General features: G+C 75.5%; 8 protein-coding genes, 1 tRNA gene and 1 pseudogene. 5 read left to right on the plus strand and 5 right to left on the minus strand.

Annotation, left to right across the window (positions count from 1 at the left end):
• Positions 1–230: 230 nt before the first annotated feature.
• The 3 genes from KV557_RS30710 to KV557_RS30720 form a co-directional block, all read right to left on the minus strand.
• Positions 231–1,808, minus strand: a complete 1,578-nt coding sequence (locus KV557_RS30710; protein ID WP_218204814.1) for a TROVE domain-containing protein — start codon at positions 1,806–1,808, stop codon at positions 231–233.
• 417 nt (positions 1,809–2,225) lie between these two features.
• Positions 2,226–2,287 (minus strand) — tRNA-Ser (locus KV557_RS30715).
• Positions 2,288–2,360: 73 nt separating this feature from the next.
• The gene (locus tag KV557_RS30720; protein ID WP_218204815.1) at positions 2,361–3,788 is read right to left on the minus strand and encodes an MFS transporter; all 1,428 of its coding nucleotides are present in this window, start codon (positions 3,786–3,788) and stop codon (positions 2,361–2,363) included.
• Between the two features lie 798 nt (positions 3,789–4,586).
• Between KV557_RS30720 and KV557_RS30725 the strand changes: the two genes are divergently transcribed.
• From KV557_RS30725 to KV557_RS30735, 3 genes are all read left to right on the plus strand, one after another.
• Entirely contained in the window at positions 4,587–6,767 is a 2,181-nt protein-coding gene (locus tag KV557_RS30725) for an asparagine synthase-related protein (RefSeq protein ID WP_218204816.1), read from the plus strand.
• A gap of 252 nt (positions 6,768–7,019) precedes the next feature.
• Complete coding sequence (locus tag KV557_RS30730; RefSeq protein ID WP_218204817.1) at positions 7,020–7,541, plus strand: universal stress protein; 522 nt, start codon at positions 7,020–7,022, stop codon at positions 7,539–7,541.
• Positions 7,542–7,617: 76 nt separating this feature from the next.
• Entirely contained in the window at positions 7,618–8,322 is a 705-nt protein-coding gene (locus KV557_RS30735; RefSeq protein WP_218204818.1) for a DsbA family oxidoreductase, read from the plus strand.
• Between the two features lie 39 nt (positions 8,323–8,361).
• Here the strand turns inward: KV557_RS30735 and KV557_RS30740 are convergent, their stop codons facing one another.
• Both KV557_RS30740 and KV557_RS30745 read right to left on the minus strand, forming a co-directional pair.
• Positions 8,362–10,647 carry a sigma-70 family RNA polymerase sigma factor gene (locus tag KV557_RS30740; protein WP_308130152.1) on the minus strand — a complete coding sequence of 762 codons (2,286 nt, stop codon included), beginning with the start codon at positions 10,645–10,647 and terminating at the stop codon, positions 8,362–8,364.
• Between the two features lie 427 nt (positions 10,648–11,074).
• Positions 11,075–11,929 carry a TetR/AcrR family transcriptional regulator gene (locus tag KV557_RS30745; RefSeq protein ID WP_256178184.1) on the minus strand — a complete coding sequence of 285 codons (855 nt, stop codon included), beginning with the start codon at positions 11,927–11,929 and terminating at the stop codon, positions 11,075–11,077.
• Between the two features lie 474 nt (positions 11,930–12,403).
• On the opposite strand from KV557_RS30745, the gene KV557_RS30750 reads away from it, so the two are divergent.
• Both KV557_RS30750 and KV557_RS30755 read left to right on the plus strand, forming a co-directional pair.
• A complete protein-coding gene (locus KV557_RS30750) occupies positions 12,404–13,858 on the plus strand; it encodes an NAD(P)/FAD-dependent oxidoreductase (RefSeq protein ID WP_374106696.1) in 1,455 nt (484 codons plus the stop codon).
• 147 nt (positions 13,859–14,005) lie between these two features.
• A pseudogene (locus KV557_RS30755) lies at positions 14,006–15,280 on the plus strand (PP2C family protein-serine/threonine phosphatase); the annotation flags it as partial.
• Positions 15,281–15,729 lie beyond the last annotated feature (449 nt).

Consider the following 15,729-nt stretch of genomic DNA (forward strand, 5'->3'; position numbering starts at 1 on the left):
CCCGCCATCGGGCAGGAGGGGCCTGGCCAGGCCGATGGTGCCACGGCGCGCTGGGCCGGTCGAGGGCGCACCGGCTCACGCCCGCCCCGGCCGGGGGCCCCGGCGTGGGGTGGGCCTTGGGCATCGCGCCGCGGTGCCTCCCGGTGCCGCCTGAGGCTCGGGACGCCGGACGGCGACGCGCTGGGGCTCCCCGCCCCCGCGCGTCGCCACCGTCCCCCCCCCCCGCGTCGCTATGCCTCCCAGGGCCATCCGGCGCTGGTGCCGGCCTCCAGGAGCGGGATCAGCCGGAACGCGGCGTCGCTCAGGCCGCCGAAGGTGTGCCGGTGGGCGCTGCCGCTGGGGCCGTGGCCGGGCGTGTAGCCGGCCAGGTTCCAGGTGTAGACGGGCACCTGGGCCGGGACGGCCGCGAGCGGGTCGCCGCCCCAGTGGGCCGGGCCGGTCTGCTCGTCGGTGACGATCACCACCCGGTCGTGGCCGCGGTAGTGCACGCGGACGGCTTCGGCGGTGTTGGTGCCGCCGAGGTCGGAGAAGCGGTCCAGCACCCGCAGCACCGCCTCGCCCCGGTCGACCTTCACCACCCGGCTGGTGGTGCCGAACTCGATCAGGTCGGCGTCGGCGGCCCGGATCTTCAGCGCGGTACCGAAGATCGCCGCCGAGTCGGCCCGGTTGAGTCGGGTCTGCGCGCTGGGCCGGTCGAACATCGAGCCGGAGCGGTCCACCAGGATCAGCGTCCGGCCGGGCAGCTCAGGCACATTGGCGAGCGAGTGGCCGAGCGCGGTCTCCAGTGCGTGCCCCCAGCGCAGCGAGGGCGCGTGCCGGTACGCGGCCAGGTAGCGGAACGGGAACTGGCGCGAGCGCCGCACCTCGCCCTTGTCGGAGATCCGCAGGGCCACCTCGGCCGCGACCGCGTCCGACACCCCGGCCTGGTCGAAGTTGCGCAGGTTGCGCACCAGCGCCATCGGGCCCATCGACGGGATGACCGCCTCCCAGGCGGCCGCGTCGAGCGGGCCCTGCAGCCAGCCGGCCAGCGCCTCCCAGGTCAGCCCGGCCGTTGCCAGCCGCTCGGCGCCGTCCTTCGCGGTGACGGCGGCCCGGCGTTTGGCGACCGGCAGCGCGAGCAGCTCGCGGTTGGCGGTCAGCAGCCGGTCGGCAGCGGGCGGGACGGCCTCCTCCGGCCGGTGCCGACGGTCCAGCGCGTGGGCGAACAGCGCGCCCTGCCACGGCTTCTCCGGATCCGGCGCGGGGTGCGTCAGCTCCAGGACGTCGCCGAAGCGGTAGCCCTTGCCGGCGGTGTCGTACTTGAGCAGCGAGCGGGCGTCGTAGAGGCGGCGGACGGCGTCCGCGACGCCGCGCTTGAGCGGCTTGGGCAGCGCCCGGCCGTAGCGCGAGGTCCAGTACGCGAGCATCTCGCCGGGCTCGTCGGGGCGCTGCAGCACCGCGTCGACGGCCTGCCGCGAGTAGCCGTGGGCGCCGGCGTCCAGCCGGGCCCGGGTGAACTCGGCGGCCCCGACCAGCGCGGCGGTGCGCAGCTGGGCGCCGTAGCGCAGCCAGCGCAGCAGCCCGAGGGTCCACTCCGGGTCGGCGACGGCGAGTTCGCGCACTAGCGTGGTGTAGCGGTCGTCGCGGTCGCCGCCGCGCTCGTAGAAGGTGTCCTGGCCGACCATGTTGGCCACCGAGAGCAGGAAGAGCTCGGACTTGCGGTCCCGGACGAAGCCGAGGCCGCCATTGTGGTTGACGGTCCGCTGCCCGGTGGTGGTCACGGGCGAGGTCGGACCGGCCTTGGCCTTGCGGACGTTGAATCGAGACATGGCGAAGCCCCCCTGGCCTGCTGGTGGAACGGGAGGGAGGCATCGCGGAGAAAGGGGTGCCCGAGATCGTGCCGACCCGGCGGCCGACGTCGGCGGAGGTGTGTATGCCTTGTGCTCTTCCGAATTGAGCTAGCGGCTGCTCTCGCGCACGGCACGCCCGGGACTTGAACCCGGAACCGCAAGATCCGAAGTAACCCCCGCCTGCGCACCGGGCACTCCGGCGCACTGCCTCCCGAGATCAAAGGTGGCCGCGGTCGATGGAACTCAGCTTCAACGCGCCCCGTTGGGGGCACTCGACCGAAGTAACCGCTGCCGTCGCACCGGGAGGTGCGGAAACCTATTCACGTATGGGTGTCCAGAGATCGAAGGCGGCTGAGGTGACGTAGCTGCTCTACCGAACTGAGCTACACCGGCGAGTACCGGCGGCGGGATTCGAACCCGCGACACGCCCATTAAGAGTGGAAGTAACCTCTGCCTGCGCACCTGGACGAGAGAGACCATAGCGAGGCCTCTCCCGTAGGCGCATCCGAATTACCGTCAGGACCTCTGGGGTCACGCCGGGGCGACGATCACCGCCCGGGCGCGCTCGGCCAGTTCGCGGACCCGCCGCTCGCCCTGGAAGGGCTCCAGCCGGCGCAGCATCTCGACCACGTACTCCCGGCTGCGCTGGGAGGAGATCCGGCCGGCCACCTCGACGGCGCGCTCGCCGGCGGCGACCGCGGCGTCCAGGTTGCCCGCCTCGGCCTCGGCCATCGCCGAGACCACCAGCCGCAGGCCGTGTGAGCGGACGAAGCCCTCGGTGGGCTTGGCCAGCGCCTCGCGGGTGAACTGCCGGACCTTGGAGGGCACTCCGAGGTCGCGGAAGCACTCGGCAGCGTCGGCGGCGAGCCGGTCGTAGGCGTAGAAGTCGATCCATGCCGGATCGGGATCCCCGGCGCGCGCTCGTTCAAGTGCGCTCTCTGCGGCGCCGAGCGCCGTCGCACACGCCGCGGCATTGCGGGCCTTGGCCTGGGCCCGTGCCTCCACCAGGTGGAAGAAGCTCATCGTCCGGGCGGTGGCGAGGCCCCGGTTGCGCTCCAGGGCGGCCTGCGCGAGGTCGACCGCCTCCTCGGCGAAGCCCCGGTAGCCGGCCTGCAGGCTCATCGAGGCGAGCACGTAGCCGCCGAGCGGCACGTCGGCGGCGGCCCGGGCCAGCCGCAGCGCCTGGATGTAGTAGCGCTGGGCGGCCTCGTGCTGCCCGGTGTCGAAGGCCATCCACCCGGCCAGCCTGGTGAGTTCGGCGGTCGCGCCGAACAGCGCCCGGCCGACCGCGTCGCTGTACGAGGCGAGCAGCAGCGGCGCCGCCTCCACCCGCAGGCACTCCGGCACCATGGACGAACGCCAGTCCCCGCCGCCGTACTTGGAGTCCCAGCGGCGCGCCTCCTGGGCGGCCTCGCGGAGTTTGGCGGCGTCCGAGTGGCCGACCCGGTACGACGACGTCTCGCTGGCGGCGCGCGGCGCCTCGCGGGCCACCGAGCCGTCCGCCGGGGTGATCAGCCAGCGGGAGACGGGTGTTGCGTAGGCGGCGACCGAGAAGGTGCCGGCCAGGCTGTCGCTCCAGCGTCCGCCGCCGGGTCCGCGGCGCAGGTCGAGGTCGACCCGCCACAGGTCGGTGGCCGAGCGGACCGCCTCGCCGACGTCGCGCGGGAAGGCCAGGCCGAGTTCGGGCGCGGGGTCGGTGTCGCCGAGGCCGATCTCCTCCAGCGGGACGGGCCGGCCGAGCTTGCCGCCGATGGCGGTGGCGATCAGGTGCGGGACGGGCCCCTGCGGGACCATGCCCTTGCCGACCCAGCGGGCCACCGACGTCTTGTCGTAGCGCAGTGTCAGCCCGCGCTGGGCGCCGAGGTCGTTGACCCGGCGGGCCAGCCCCGCGTTGCTGATCTGGGCGAGGGTCAGGAGTGTGCCGAGCCGTTCGTTCGGTCCTCGTGGGCTGACGGTCATGGTGGCGGCGGCACCTCCTGCGGCCTTGTGCGCGGGGCCCGGGCGGCACCGGGCCGTAGCTGCTGTACCTAGAGTAGTCGGACGCGTTCCGACGGTTAAGAGGCCGCATTCCGGATGGCGGGATCGCGCACCCGGCGGCCCTGCGCGGGGAGTTCGCGGGGCTTGGTCCGGACCGCCCGGAATCGACCGGGGGCGCCGCGCGCCGGAGCGTCGTGCTCCGGTCCCGTGTTCACGTGCGCCCGGCCGTGCCCCCTGGCCCGACCGGCGGCGCGGCGATTCGCTGGTGGTCGTGGGTCGGCCCGCCGTCGAGGACCCGGCGGGCCGGGGGAAGCCGCTGCCTCAATCCCCGCGGGCGGCGGTGAGGTCCGGGAGGGCATGCGGATGCCCTCCCGGGCTGGACGACGCCTTTCGGCCATCTCGCGATGCCCATGACAAAGGCGTCCTCGTGGGCGGTCCGGGCCAGGGAGGGGGAGGCCCGGCCCGCCCGGCGGGAGGCCGCGGCTCACCGCCCACCGAACGGATCCGGCCGCATGCCGGGGCCCCGGTGTCGGCCGCGGGAGCCCCCGACGGCGAGGCGCGGGGGCCCCAACAGCGGGGGCACGGGAGCCCCCAACGGCGGGGCACGGAACCGGAACCGACAACACCGGTCACCGCGGCGCCAACCGGTGGCACGATGTCTCCTGACGGCGCGCCGGAACGGACCGGACAGCCGCCACGGCACGACACGGGCCGGCCCGAGCCGCTTGCCGGGCGGCGGACGTGCCGCACGGCGGCAGGTCCTCGTCCGGTGGAGGCGCGATGCGGTGGCTGACGGGCTGGAGCACGGACGCGCCCCGGGCGGGCGTACCGGCGCACGAGGCGCTCGGCACGGTTGCACCAATTGCCGCGCGCCCCCTGTGGACCGGCCCCAACCCGCTCTGGGCGGTCGGCGACTGGCGCCCCGAGGAGATCCGCCTGGCCACCCTCCGCCCCGGCGCCCGGGCCGCCGTCAGCGCCGGCTTCGCCGCGCCCGACCCCGTCGAGGACACCCCCGCCACCACCCGGCTCGCCGTCCTCGGCCACTGCGGTGCCACCGACGCCGAACTCGCCGCCGGCCTCGCCGCCGCCCGCGGCGGTGCCGTCCGCCACCTCACTGCCTGGCCCGGCAGCTACACCGTCGTCCTGCGCACCGGCACCCGCTCCACCCTGCTGCTCACCGACCTGGCCGGCGCCCAGCCGGTCTTCCACACGCCCTGGTGCGGCGGCACCGCGTACGCCACCGCCGCCCTCCCGCTCGCCGACCTGGTCGGCGCGCCCCTCGACACCGGACACCTCGCCGCCCGGCTGGCCTGCCCCGAATCGCCCGAGGCGCTCGGCACCGGCACCCCGTACCTCGGCGTCCAGCGGGTGCCGCCCGGCCACGTGCTCGCCGTCCGCGGCGGCCGGGCCTACGTCGACGCCTACGACGAGCCCGGCGGCGGTGGCGAGCAGCAGCGCGGCGAGGCGCCCGCCGTCCGCGAACTCACCCGTGCCCTGCTGGAATCCGTCCGCTCCCGGGTCCGAACCACCGTGCCTGCGCCGCGCGGCAGCGGACGGGCGCGGCTGGGCGTCGACCTGTCGTACGGCACGGCCTCCGCGACCGTCGCGCTGCTCGCCGCCGCGGTGCCGCTCCCGGCGGCGCCTGCGGCGGGTTCCACGGAACCGGTGCCCGGTCTCGGGGCCGATGCGCGGAACGGACCGCGAAACGGGCCGAGAAACGGGGCGCGGACCGAAGCGCGGACCGGCGCGGTGAAGGGCTCCTGGGCGCGTGCGGCTCCTCACGAGCCCCCCACGCCCGAACAGTTGGCCGCCGTCACCCTCGGCGAGACCGACCCCCCGGCCACCCTCGCGCTCGCCCCCGACACCCCCCGGCTGCGGCACACCGTCCTCGACCCCGGCCCCGACACCCTGCCCTACGCCGGTCTGCGCGCCGACCCGCAGCACGGGCGGCTCACCGACGAACCCGGACCCGAACTCGTCGCCGCCGCCCGTGCCGAGGCCCGCTTCGACGCCGGCGGCACCGACCACCTCACCGGCTACGGCGCCCGCCAGGTCCTCGACGGCCACCCGGCCCGGCTCGCCGACCTGCTCCGGGCCGGCCGGCCGCGCGAACTCCTGCCCCCGGTCGCCGCCCTGGCCGGCGCCGACCGGGCCACCGCGGGCGTCCTCACCGGCGCGCTGCGCACCCCGCTCACCGTGGTCCGGGCCGCCCACCGGCTCTCCCGGATCCGGTACGCGGAGGCGCTCGACGATGCCGCCGCCAAGCTGACGGCCCGCCATGCCCCCGACGGCGCCGGAACGGCCGGCCACCGCTCCGCCGACGACCTCGCCTGGTGCGTCCCCGGGCCCGCCGCCCGGTGGCTCTCCGACGACGCGCTCTCCGCTGTCGCGCTCCGGCTGCGCCTGGCGGCGCGCAAACCAGCGCCCGAGGAACACCCCGGCGCGAGACGGGCCCGGCACGCTCTCTACCGGCACGCGCGCTCCTTCCGCACCCTCGTCCACGCCGCCGAACAGCCCGGCCAGCGGCTCCACGCGCCGTTCCTCGACAACCAGGTGGTCCGCGCCGCCCGCCTCCTCCCCGACGACGTCCGCCTCCAGCCCGGCGCCCGGCACGCCCTCCTGCACGCCGTCCTCACCGGCGCCGGCCGCACCGACCTCCCACCCGACTGGGGCCGCGGCCCGCGCCCTGACCGCACCGCCCCCGCCCGCGCCGGCCTCCGCCTGGCCGCCGACGGCCTCGCCGAACTCTTCGACGCCCCCCTCCTCGCCGAAGCCGGCCTCATCGACCTCCCCGCCGTCCGCGCCGGCCTCACCGACCCCGCCACCCTCCTCTCCCCGACCGCCCTCGCGGGCCTCGCCGACCTGGTCTCCACCGAACTCTGGCTCCGCCGCCTCCGCGCCCGCCGCCACGGCGCCTGCTGGACGGGCCTTCCCCACCCCACCCACCCCGCCCTCCCCTGACCCACCTGGTGACCAGCCTTCGCCCCTGGCCTGCCCCTCCCCGCCGTGCCCGCCCGCCGCCTCACCGCCTGCCGAACGGGCCCGCCGGCCTCCGCCGCCCCGCCATGCCACCGTCTGCCGATCGACCTGCCCGCACTCCCTCCTTCACCCGACACCCGGCGTCGGCAGGGTGCGGCGCGGCTCGGGGTGGGGGGTGGTGGGGCAGGTGATGATGGCGGGGTTGCGCTGGGTGTGTTGCGGGAGGAGGCCGGGGTGGTGGGCGTCGGGCGGGAGGAGACGGTTCCGGTGGTGCTGTCGGTGCTCGGGCGGCCGCCGACGGGGCGGCCGCCGGGGGTGTTGGCCGCGTGTGACGGGTCGGACGGATCGCTGTGGGCGCTGGACCGGGCGATGACGGAGGCGGAGCTGTTCGGGCTGCCGCTGTACGTGCTGGCCGTGGTCAATCCGGCGCCCGCCGGCTATCCGCCCGGGATGGCGGAGCTGGTGCAGGAGAGCGTGGAGACGCTGGTGGAGAGCATGGCGGACGGCCTGCGCCGCTCGGTCGCCGTCGTGCAGGAGCAGCGGGCGCGCCCGTACGCGGGGGAGCTGTCGCTGCACGTCGTGCTCGGCAACGTGATCGAGGTGCTCCTGGAGGCGTCGACCCGGCAGCACACCCTGGTGGTCGGCGCCCGCGGCAACGGCGGCTTCAGCCGTCTGCTTCTCGGCTCGGTGAGCACCGCGGCGGTCCACCACGCCGCCTGCCCGGTCCTGGTGGTCCCGGCGCCGCCCCAGGCCTGAGGTGTCGGGAATGTACCGAGATGGTTCATCGTTCACCTATCTCGACACACCCCGTCCCACCCCTGGAGCCCCCGTCATGAAGGTCGAGATCTACTCCGACATCGCCTGCCCCTGGTGCTACATCGGCAAGCGCCGCTTCGAGGAGGCGCTGGACGGCTTCGCGGGCAAGGAGGACGTCGAGGTGGTCTACCGGCCGTACCAGCTGGTCCCGGACGCGCCGGCGACGGCGAGCCCGCACCGTGCGTGGCTCGCGGAGCGGTACGGCCCGCAGTCGGTCGCGATGGACGCGCGGGTGGCAGAGCTGGGCCGGGCCGAGGGCATCACGTACGACTTCGACGCCGCGCTGCACGCCAACACCTTCCTGGGCCACCGCCTGCTGCACCTCGCGGAGACGGAGTACGGCGCGGCCGTCCAGGGCCGGCTGAAGGAGGCGCTGCTGAAGGCGCACTTCACGGACGGCGTGGACGTCGGCGACCGCGCCGCCCTCACCGACATCGCGGCGGCCACCGGCCTGGGCCGCGAGCGGGTGGCCGCCTACCTGGCGGGCGACGAGGGCACCGCCGAGGTGCGCGCGCAGCTGGCGGAGGCCCGGGAGCTGGGCGTCACCGCCGTGCCGACCTTCGTGTTCGAGGGCAAGTGGGCGGTGCAGGGCGGCCAGGAGGCCGAGACCTTCCGCAAGGTGCTGGAGCAGGTCGCCACCGAGATCGGTGAGCGCCGTCCGGCGCCGGTTCCGGTCGCCCCGGCCGGCGAGGCCTGCGCGGACGGCTCCTGCGCGATCTGACGGCCCCCCGAGGCAATAGCGACCCTTCCGAGGCCCGCTTCAGGAACACCTGAAGCGGGCCTCCGCCCAGTCCGCGACGTTCAGCGCCGACCAGATTCCGTGCACCGGGGTGACGACCAGCCGGATCGAGGTCTGCCCGGCGAGGGGCACGTGCACCGGTACCGCGTCGTCGCCCGCGCCGAGGGCGCGGGAGTGCCACAGCGTGCTGCCGTCGCCGCCCTGCACCGAGAAGATCACGCCGCCGGGGGAGGCCGTCAGGTCGTCGACGCCGGCGACGGCATCGAACGATGTGCAGCTGCGGTTGAGGTCGATCCGGGTGGTGGCGGGCGCGTGCACGGTGATGGCGTGCGGGTGGTAATCGCCACCGATCCAGGCGCCGCTGCGCTGCCAGAACCAGTCGCCGTCCTTCTGCCGGATGCTCGGGCCGGGCGGGGGCACCCGGTGGTTGCTGGGCTTGACGACGGGCAGGGAGTCGGCCCAGAAGTCGGTGGGCGCGGGCGGCGACGGCGGGGTGACGGTCGGGGTCGGCACCGGGGGCGGGGTCGGCGTGGGGACGACGGGCACCTCGGGCGTGGGCACCGGCGGTACCTCGGGCGTCGGCACGGGCGGCACGGTGGGGGCCGGCGGGGCCGGTGGGGCGGGCGTGGACTTCGGGGGCGGCGCGCCGGTGGGCGCGGGCGTGGGCGCGGGCGCGGTCCTGGCCGTCGGGGTCGGCGTGCGGGTCGGCGACGGGGACGGCTTCGCGGCCGGGCTGGGCGTGGATGCGGGCTCCGGCGTCGGGTCGGCGCTGGTGGGCGCAGGCGCGGGTGCCGCGGGTACGGGCGCCGCCGGGCTGGGGGCGGCCGGGGCGGTGGTGGCGACCGGAGCTGCCACCGGGGGCTTGGGCTCGGAGGAACTGGTGAGCGCGTAGGCGGCGACGGCGGCCGCGGCCACCGCGACGGCGGCCGCGATGCCGGCCTTGGCGGCGGTGCCGAGACCCTCGCCGGCCACGGCAGCGGCACTGGATCCACTCCCGCCCGCGGCACCACCGGCCGCACCAGCACCACCGGCACCCGCACCCGAAGCACCCGCACCGGCCGCCGAGCCGGCCGTGGACCCCGACGTCGCCGCCGTCGTGCCGGCTGCCGCACCGCCGACCACGGCGGCACCGCCCACCGCGGCCGCGGCGGCGCTGAACCCGGCGACCCCGACCCAGACGAGCACGCCACCGGGCAGCAGGGCGCGCAGACCGGTGTTGATCTCGGACAGTTCCAGGCACGCGGCCGTGCAGCGGTCGCACTCCTTGAGGTGCCGCCCGACCTCCGCCGACGCCCGCTTGCGCAGCGAGCCGCGCGCGTACGCGCCGAGCCGGCCGGCGTACGCCTCGCACGAGCCGTCCTGGCTGCCGGAGACGTGCGCCTGGAGGAACCCGGCGGCGAGCCGGTCACGGGCCCGGTGGGCCTGGACGGCGGTCGCGTTGGCGGTCTTGCCGAGCATCACCGCGACGGTCTTGGGGGATTCCCGCTCGACCTCGGTGTGCCAGAGCACCACCCGGTCGTCCTCGGGCAGTTCGGCGTACGCCTGCATGACCATGCGCTGGTCGGCCATCGCCATCGTCCAGGCGTCGGCGCCGGGGTCGGCCAGGTCGAGGTCGACGACGGCGGCCGAGGTCTGGGCGAACACGCTGAAGTCGTCGACGAGTTGCTCGCGCCGCTCGCTGCGGGTCCAGGCCGCGGCGACGTTGCGCACGGCGGTCAGCAGGTAGGCGCGGACGGCGAACCCGGGCCCCTTGCCCGCCCTGAGCGCCTGCAGGGTGCGGGCGAAGACCTCGCCGGCGAGGTCCTCGGCGGTGAAGCTGTCCCGGCAGCAGGTGCGGGCGTAGCGGCGGACGGAGTCGGCGTGCCGGCGGTAGATCTCCTCGTACGCGGTGTCGTCGCCGGCCCGGACCCGGGCGGTCAACTCGGCGTCGGAGGGCGGGCGCTCGCCGTCCACCGGGTCGGCGGGGGCGGGCACGGTGGGGCGGACGGGGCGGCCGTCGCCGACGAACGCCTCGGGGGCGACGCCGCCCCGGCCGGCCGGGGCCTGGCCGGGCACGCGGCCCGATGGGAGGGCGGCGGCGGAGGCGGAGAGCGACTCGCGGCCGGGCATCCCGGCCTGGTCGGGGACGTGGCCGGCGGACGGGCCGGCGGCCGATCCCGGTACGGCGCCGGGCACTTGGCCGGGCATCCCGCCGGAGAGGCCCCCGGACGCGCCGTCGGGCAGACCCGCGGACCGGCCGTCAGCCAGACCGTCAGTCCGGCCGAAGTCGAGGCCGTAGCCGTAGTCGTTCTGTTCCTCGGCGCTCACAACGGACCCCAGATTCCACGACAGCCCCCGTAGTGTGGCAGGGCGCGCGGGAGTGCGTAGACGCACGGTTCCCCGTCGCACGGCGCCGACGGCGCGCGAAGGGCGCGCATCGGGACATTGGCTCCAACCACGGGCAAAGGATGGCATAGCGCAGAGATGGGCGGTAGCCGGACCGGCCGGTACCCACTCTTCCGAGGGGCCGTCGCGGATGTGTTCGCCCAGCGCGCGGCGACGGGTTGCGCGACGCCCACACCCGGCGCGCGGTCAGTGCTCGCGCGCCGGTTCTCGTCCAACTCCCTTGTCCACCACGGCACCGCGCCGCAGCCGAGCCACAACCCCGAGCCACGGCCAGGAGCCACAACCCCGAGCCACAACCCCGAGCCACGGCACCCGCGCCGCGGCCCAAAGCCGTGTCACCCGACGGACGTCACCGCGCCCGCAGGCCGTCCAGCAGGATCTGCAGCAGCCGGTCCGACGGCCCGGACACCGCGTGACCCTCCGTCGGGGAACCACCCACGACCCCCGGCACCCCGGCCGGCACCGTCCGCGCCGCGTGCACCGGCACCGACGCGGTCAGCACCAGCACCACGTCCGCCACCGTGACGCCCGCCCGCAGTTCGCCCGCCGCGCCCGCGCGGGCCACGAGGGCGGCCAGTAACTGGAGCAGCAGCCGCGGATCGGCGTCCGCCGCCGTCGGGTCGCCGGCCGGCGACGCCTCCTCGCCGCGCAGGTCGTACCGGGCCGCGACGGCCTGCTCCGGCGCCCGCTGCTCGGGCACCCGGCCCAGCTCCTCCGCGTACCGGAACGCCTCCGGCGGCAGCAGCCGCCCGGCGCCGGTGCTGACCGCCCGCGCCAGGTACCCGGCCAGCGCCTCCCAGGCGCCGCCGCCGCCGTACAGCGACTCGCGCGCCTGTGCGGTCAGCCAGGCCACCTCCTCGGCGGCGATCCGCTGGACCAGCACCTCCTTGCTCGGGAAGCGCCGGTACACCGTGCCGACCCCGACCCCGGCGCGACGGGCGACCTCCTCCATGGGCGCGCCGTACCCGAACTCGCCGAACACCTCCCGGGCGGCCCGCAGCACACTCTCCAGATTCCGCCGGGCATCCACCCGCAGCCGGGCGCCCGGTACGGCCGCCGGTGAGGGCTCGGCCCGGTACGGGACGCCGGCGTACGACAGCCCGTGCTGCGGTGGCAGATCCACCGGGCCGCGCTGCTCCGGCACCGTGCCCTGGCCGGCGTGCGATGCGCCCGCCCGCCCCAACACCTGTTCCTGCTCCATCATCTCAACTCTCCCCCGCAGGCGTCCGAACCCGGACCCTGTCGTCGCCCGCCCCTGCACCCCCCGGTGCAGCTCAGTCCGTCAGAAATGACCCGATGACCCATCGCTCGTGCCGCCCGTCGCTGTCCGGTGACCACGGTCGTGCCACCGGGCCGGGCCGCGCGTCGGGCTCGGCGCGTCGGCACCGTCCGGGGCCTTGTCCGGGAACTACCCTTCCCCGGATGACTGCCCCGCAGTCGGGTTCTCGCGCCAACGCTGGAACTGGCCGTAGTGGCCGCTCCACGGTGCGTCGCCGCCGATTGTCATGGCGGTGGCCGCTCCGGCACACAATCCGACCATAGTTCACGGCTCTCCGAAGCCGAAAGTGCGTCAGAAACTCACCCGGGCAGCACAACTGGCCACACTGGCCACTCGCACCACATCCGGCCCCGTACGGACTGTGGACAAGACGGCCCCCCGCGGTCCTTCATAGGGGGCGTGACGGGGGGGGACCCCCGGGCGGGGGACGCTCCCGGCCCGACGGCCGGGACGAAACGTCACTACGTCAGGAGGTGCACCATCAGGATCCTGATCGCCGGAGGCGGCTGCGCCGGGATGGCCACCGCGCTGCACCTCCAGCGCGGCCTGCGCGAACGGCTGCGCCGCGGCGAGGTGGAGATCACCGTCGTCGAGCCCCAGGCCTACCTCACCTACCACCCGCTGCTCGCCGAGGTCGCGGCCGGCTCGATCGACCCCCGCCACGCGGTCGTCCCGCTCCGCCGGGCCCTGCCGGACTGCCGGGTGCTCACCGCCCGGATCACCCGGATCGAACATGCAAGTCGCCGGGCCTGGGCCGACGCCGCGGCTCCCGGTGAACCCGCCGCCCCGGTCGAACTCCCATACGACGTCCTGGTGGTGGCGCCCGGCTCGGTCTCCCGGACGGCCCCCGTCCCGGGCCTCGCCGAGTACGGCCTCGGCTTCTCCACCGTCGGCGAGGCGGTGGGCCTGCGCAACCACGTCCTCGAACAGCTCGACCTCGCCTCCGCCACCCGCGACCCCGCCCTGCGCCAGTCCGCGCTCACCTTCGTCTTCGTCGGTGCCGGCTACGCGGGCGTCGGCGCGCTCGCCGAGCTGGAGGACATGGCCCGGTACGCGGTGCGCGGCTACCACAACGTCGCCCCGGAGGACCTGCGCTGGGTCCTCGTCGAGGCCACCGACCGGATCCTCGCCGAGGAGTCGCCAGAACTGGCCGCGCACACCCTCGGACAGCTGCGCGAACGCGGCGTCGACGTCCGGCTGGGCACCACCCTGGAGTCGGCGGCCGGCCAGGTCGTCGCGCTGTCCGACGGCAGCCGGTTCGGCGCCCGCACCCTGGTCTGGACAGCCGGGGTGCGCCCGTCCCCGCTGCTGCGCGACACCGACCTGCCGCTGGACACCCTCGGCCGGGTCCGCTGCCTGCCCACCCTCCAGGCCGTCGGCCCGGACGGACGCGCGCTGCCCGGCGCCTGGGCGGCCGGCGACTGCGCGGCCGTGCCCGACCCGCACGCGGACGGCGCCCCCTGCGCGCCCAACGCCCAGCACGCCTTCGCCCAGGCCGAGCTGCTCGCCCGGAACATCGCGGTCGCCCTGGACGGCGGACCGCACGCGGCCGGCCTCGCCGACTACCGGCCGGTCCAGGCCGTCTGCTCGACCTCGCTCGGCCTGCGCCGCGCCGTCGCCCACACCCGGCGCGGCGGACGGCTCACCGGGCGGCGGGCCTGGTGGCTGCACCGCGCCCGGCATCTGCGCCGCCTGCCGAGCGCGGACCGGCGGGTGCGGGTGCTGATGGACTGGCTGCTCGGCGGGCTGTTCTCCCGCGAGGTGGTCTCGCTCGGGACGCTGGAGCACCCGCGTTCGGAGTTCGAGGCGGGGTTCGGACGGCGGCCGGACCCCGGGCCGGACGCTCCGGCGTGACGGACCGGACGGCCACGCCGGGCGCGCGCGACTTCCGGAATCGGGCCTCCGCCTGACAGGATCAGCCCCAACCGAGTCATTACCCCGTGTGTCGATGTGCACACAAAAAGTGATGATATGACTGGAAAACGAGGAAGCGGCCGTCGTTTGAACCTCATGCGCTGGAGCGCCCGGCTCACCGGAGTCCCCTGGCGTGCCGCCCCGCAGACCGCGGCCGGCACGGGGGAAGGCGCGCCCTCCGGCGACGTCGTGGTCCCCAGCCCGCGCGACCCGACCAACCTCGCCACTGCGGCGGAACTCCTCGACCCGCACAAACCCCAGCACCTGCGCGAGGTCCTCAACCGCATCCCCGCCCCCGTCGCCGTCACCTACGGCCCCCTGCACCAGCTCGCCCACGCCAACCGCGCCTACCGCGAACTCTTCGGCGACCGCCCCACCGGCCTGCCCGCCTGCGAGGCCCTGCCCGAGCTCAACACGCTCGGCGTCCTGCCGCTGATGGACCAGGTCATCCGCGGCGGCCGGCCGCGCAGCGTCAAGGCCCGCTGCATCCTCGGCCTCACCGGCAACCGCTACTACAACGTCTCCTGCGTCCCGCTCGGCACCGGGGACACCGGTGACACCCCCGTCGGCGGCCCGCCCGCCGGCGTCCTCATCTTCGCCGCCGAGGTCACCGACCAGGTGCTCGCCGCCGCCCGGCTCCGCGAGGCCGAACGCCGCCAGCGCGAGGCCGCCGTCACCCTCCAGCGCAGCCTGCTCCCGCAGAAGCTCGACCAGCCGGCCGACCTCCGGGTCGCCGCCACCTACCAGCCCGGCGGCGCCGAGGCGGCGGTCGGCGGCGACTGGTACGACGTCATCGCCATCGACGGAGGGCGCACGGCACTCGTCATCGGCGACGTGATGGGCCGCGGTCTGCGTGCCGCCGCCGTCATGGGCCAGCTGCGCACCGCCGTCCGCGCCTACGCCCGCCTCGACCTGCCTCCGCACGAGGTGATGCGCCTGCTCGACGGCCTCGCCATGGAGATCGACGCCAACCAGATCGCCACCTGCACCTACGCCGTCTGGGACCCGCGCCGCCGCACCCTCTCCTATGCGTCCGCCGGCCACCTCCCCATGCTCCTGCGCTGCCCCGACGGCACCATCCTGCGCAGCGAGGAACAGAACGGCCCGCCCCTCGGCACCGGCGGCGGCCTGCACGTCTCGCACACCCTGCGCCTCCTGCCCGGGACGACCGGCGTCCTCTATACGGACGGACTGGTCGAGCGCCGCGACGAGGACATCGACCAGGGCCTCGACCTCCTCGCCCGCACCCTCACCGGCGCGGTGGGGGCACCCGAGGTGATCTGCGCCCGCCTGCTGCGCGCGATGGGCGTCACGTCGGAGCACGACGACGACGTGGCCGTCCTGGCATTCCAGCTGCCGGCCGACGAGAACGCGGAGGAGACTGTCGAGGCCCTGGAACCCGCGCTTGACTCGGTCTCCGGAGAGGTCTAGTGTTCTTCGAGCTGCCTGGCAGGGAGCACCGGACACGCATCGGCGCGGACGGTCCCGGGGCAGCCAATCCTCTGAAACACCACTTCCCGGTTCGGGCTGGATCGCGTCTTGGCGCGGCTCGGTGCGTATTCGGCGTGCGCGGTTAATTGGATTGCGGCCGGATTCGCTTTTCGGAGCGGGGATCGGCTAGAGTTTGAAACGTCGGACGGGGCATCAAGTCCCGGAAGACACCGGCGAGTTGGATGACGAAGCCCCGGAAAACGGAGCGGAAAACATCTGGTAAGCTGGAAACACGAAAGAACGAAGCGCCCGGAGGGCCCGCTGGAAGGCGGTCCGAAGGAAGTGTCCGTTCCTTGAGAACTCAACAGCGTGCCAAAAGT

Source organism: Kitasatospora aureofaciens, assembly GCF_019192735.1.
Lineage (GTDB): Bacteria > Actinomycetota > Actinomycetes > Streptomycetales > Streptomycetaceae > Kitasatospora > Kitasatospora aureofaciens_A.

Bases quoted from the DNA above. Each gene is read 5' to 3' on its own strand.
- KV557_RS30725 (WP_218204816.1), top strand. From the start codon at position 4,587: ATGCGGTGGCTGACGGGCTGGAGCACGGACGCGCCCCGGGCGGGCGTA.
- KV557_RS30720 (WP_218204815.1), bottom strand. From the start codon at position 3,788: ATGACCGTCAGCCCACGAGGACCGAACGAACGGCTCGGCACACTCCTG.
- KV557_RS30745 (WP_256178184.1), bottom strand. From the start codon at position 11,929: ATGATGGAGCAGGAACAGGTGTTGGGGCGGGCGGGCGCATCGCACGCC.
- KV557_RS30735 (WP_218204818.1), top strand. From the start codon at position 7,618: ATGAAGGTCGAGATCTACTCCGACATCGCCTGCCCCTGGTGCTACATC.
- KV557_RS30710 (WP_218204814.1), bottom strand. From the start codon at position 1,808: ATGTCTCGATTCAACGTCCGCAAGGCCAAGGCCGGTCCGACCTCGCCC.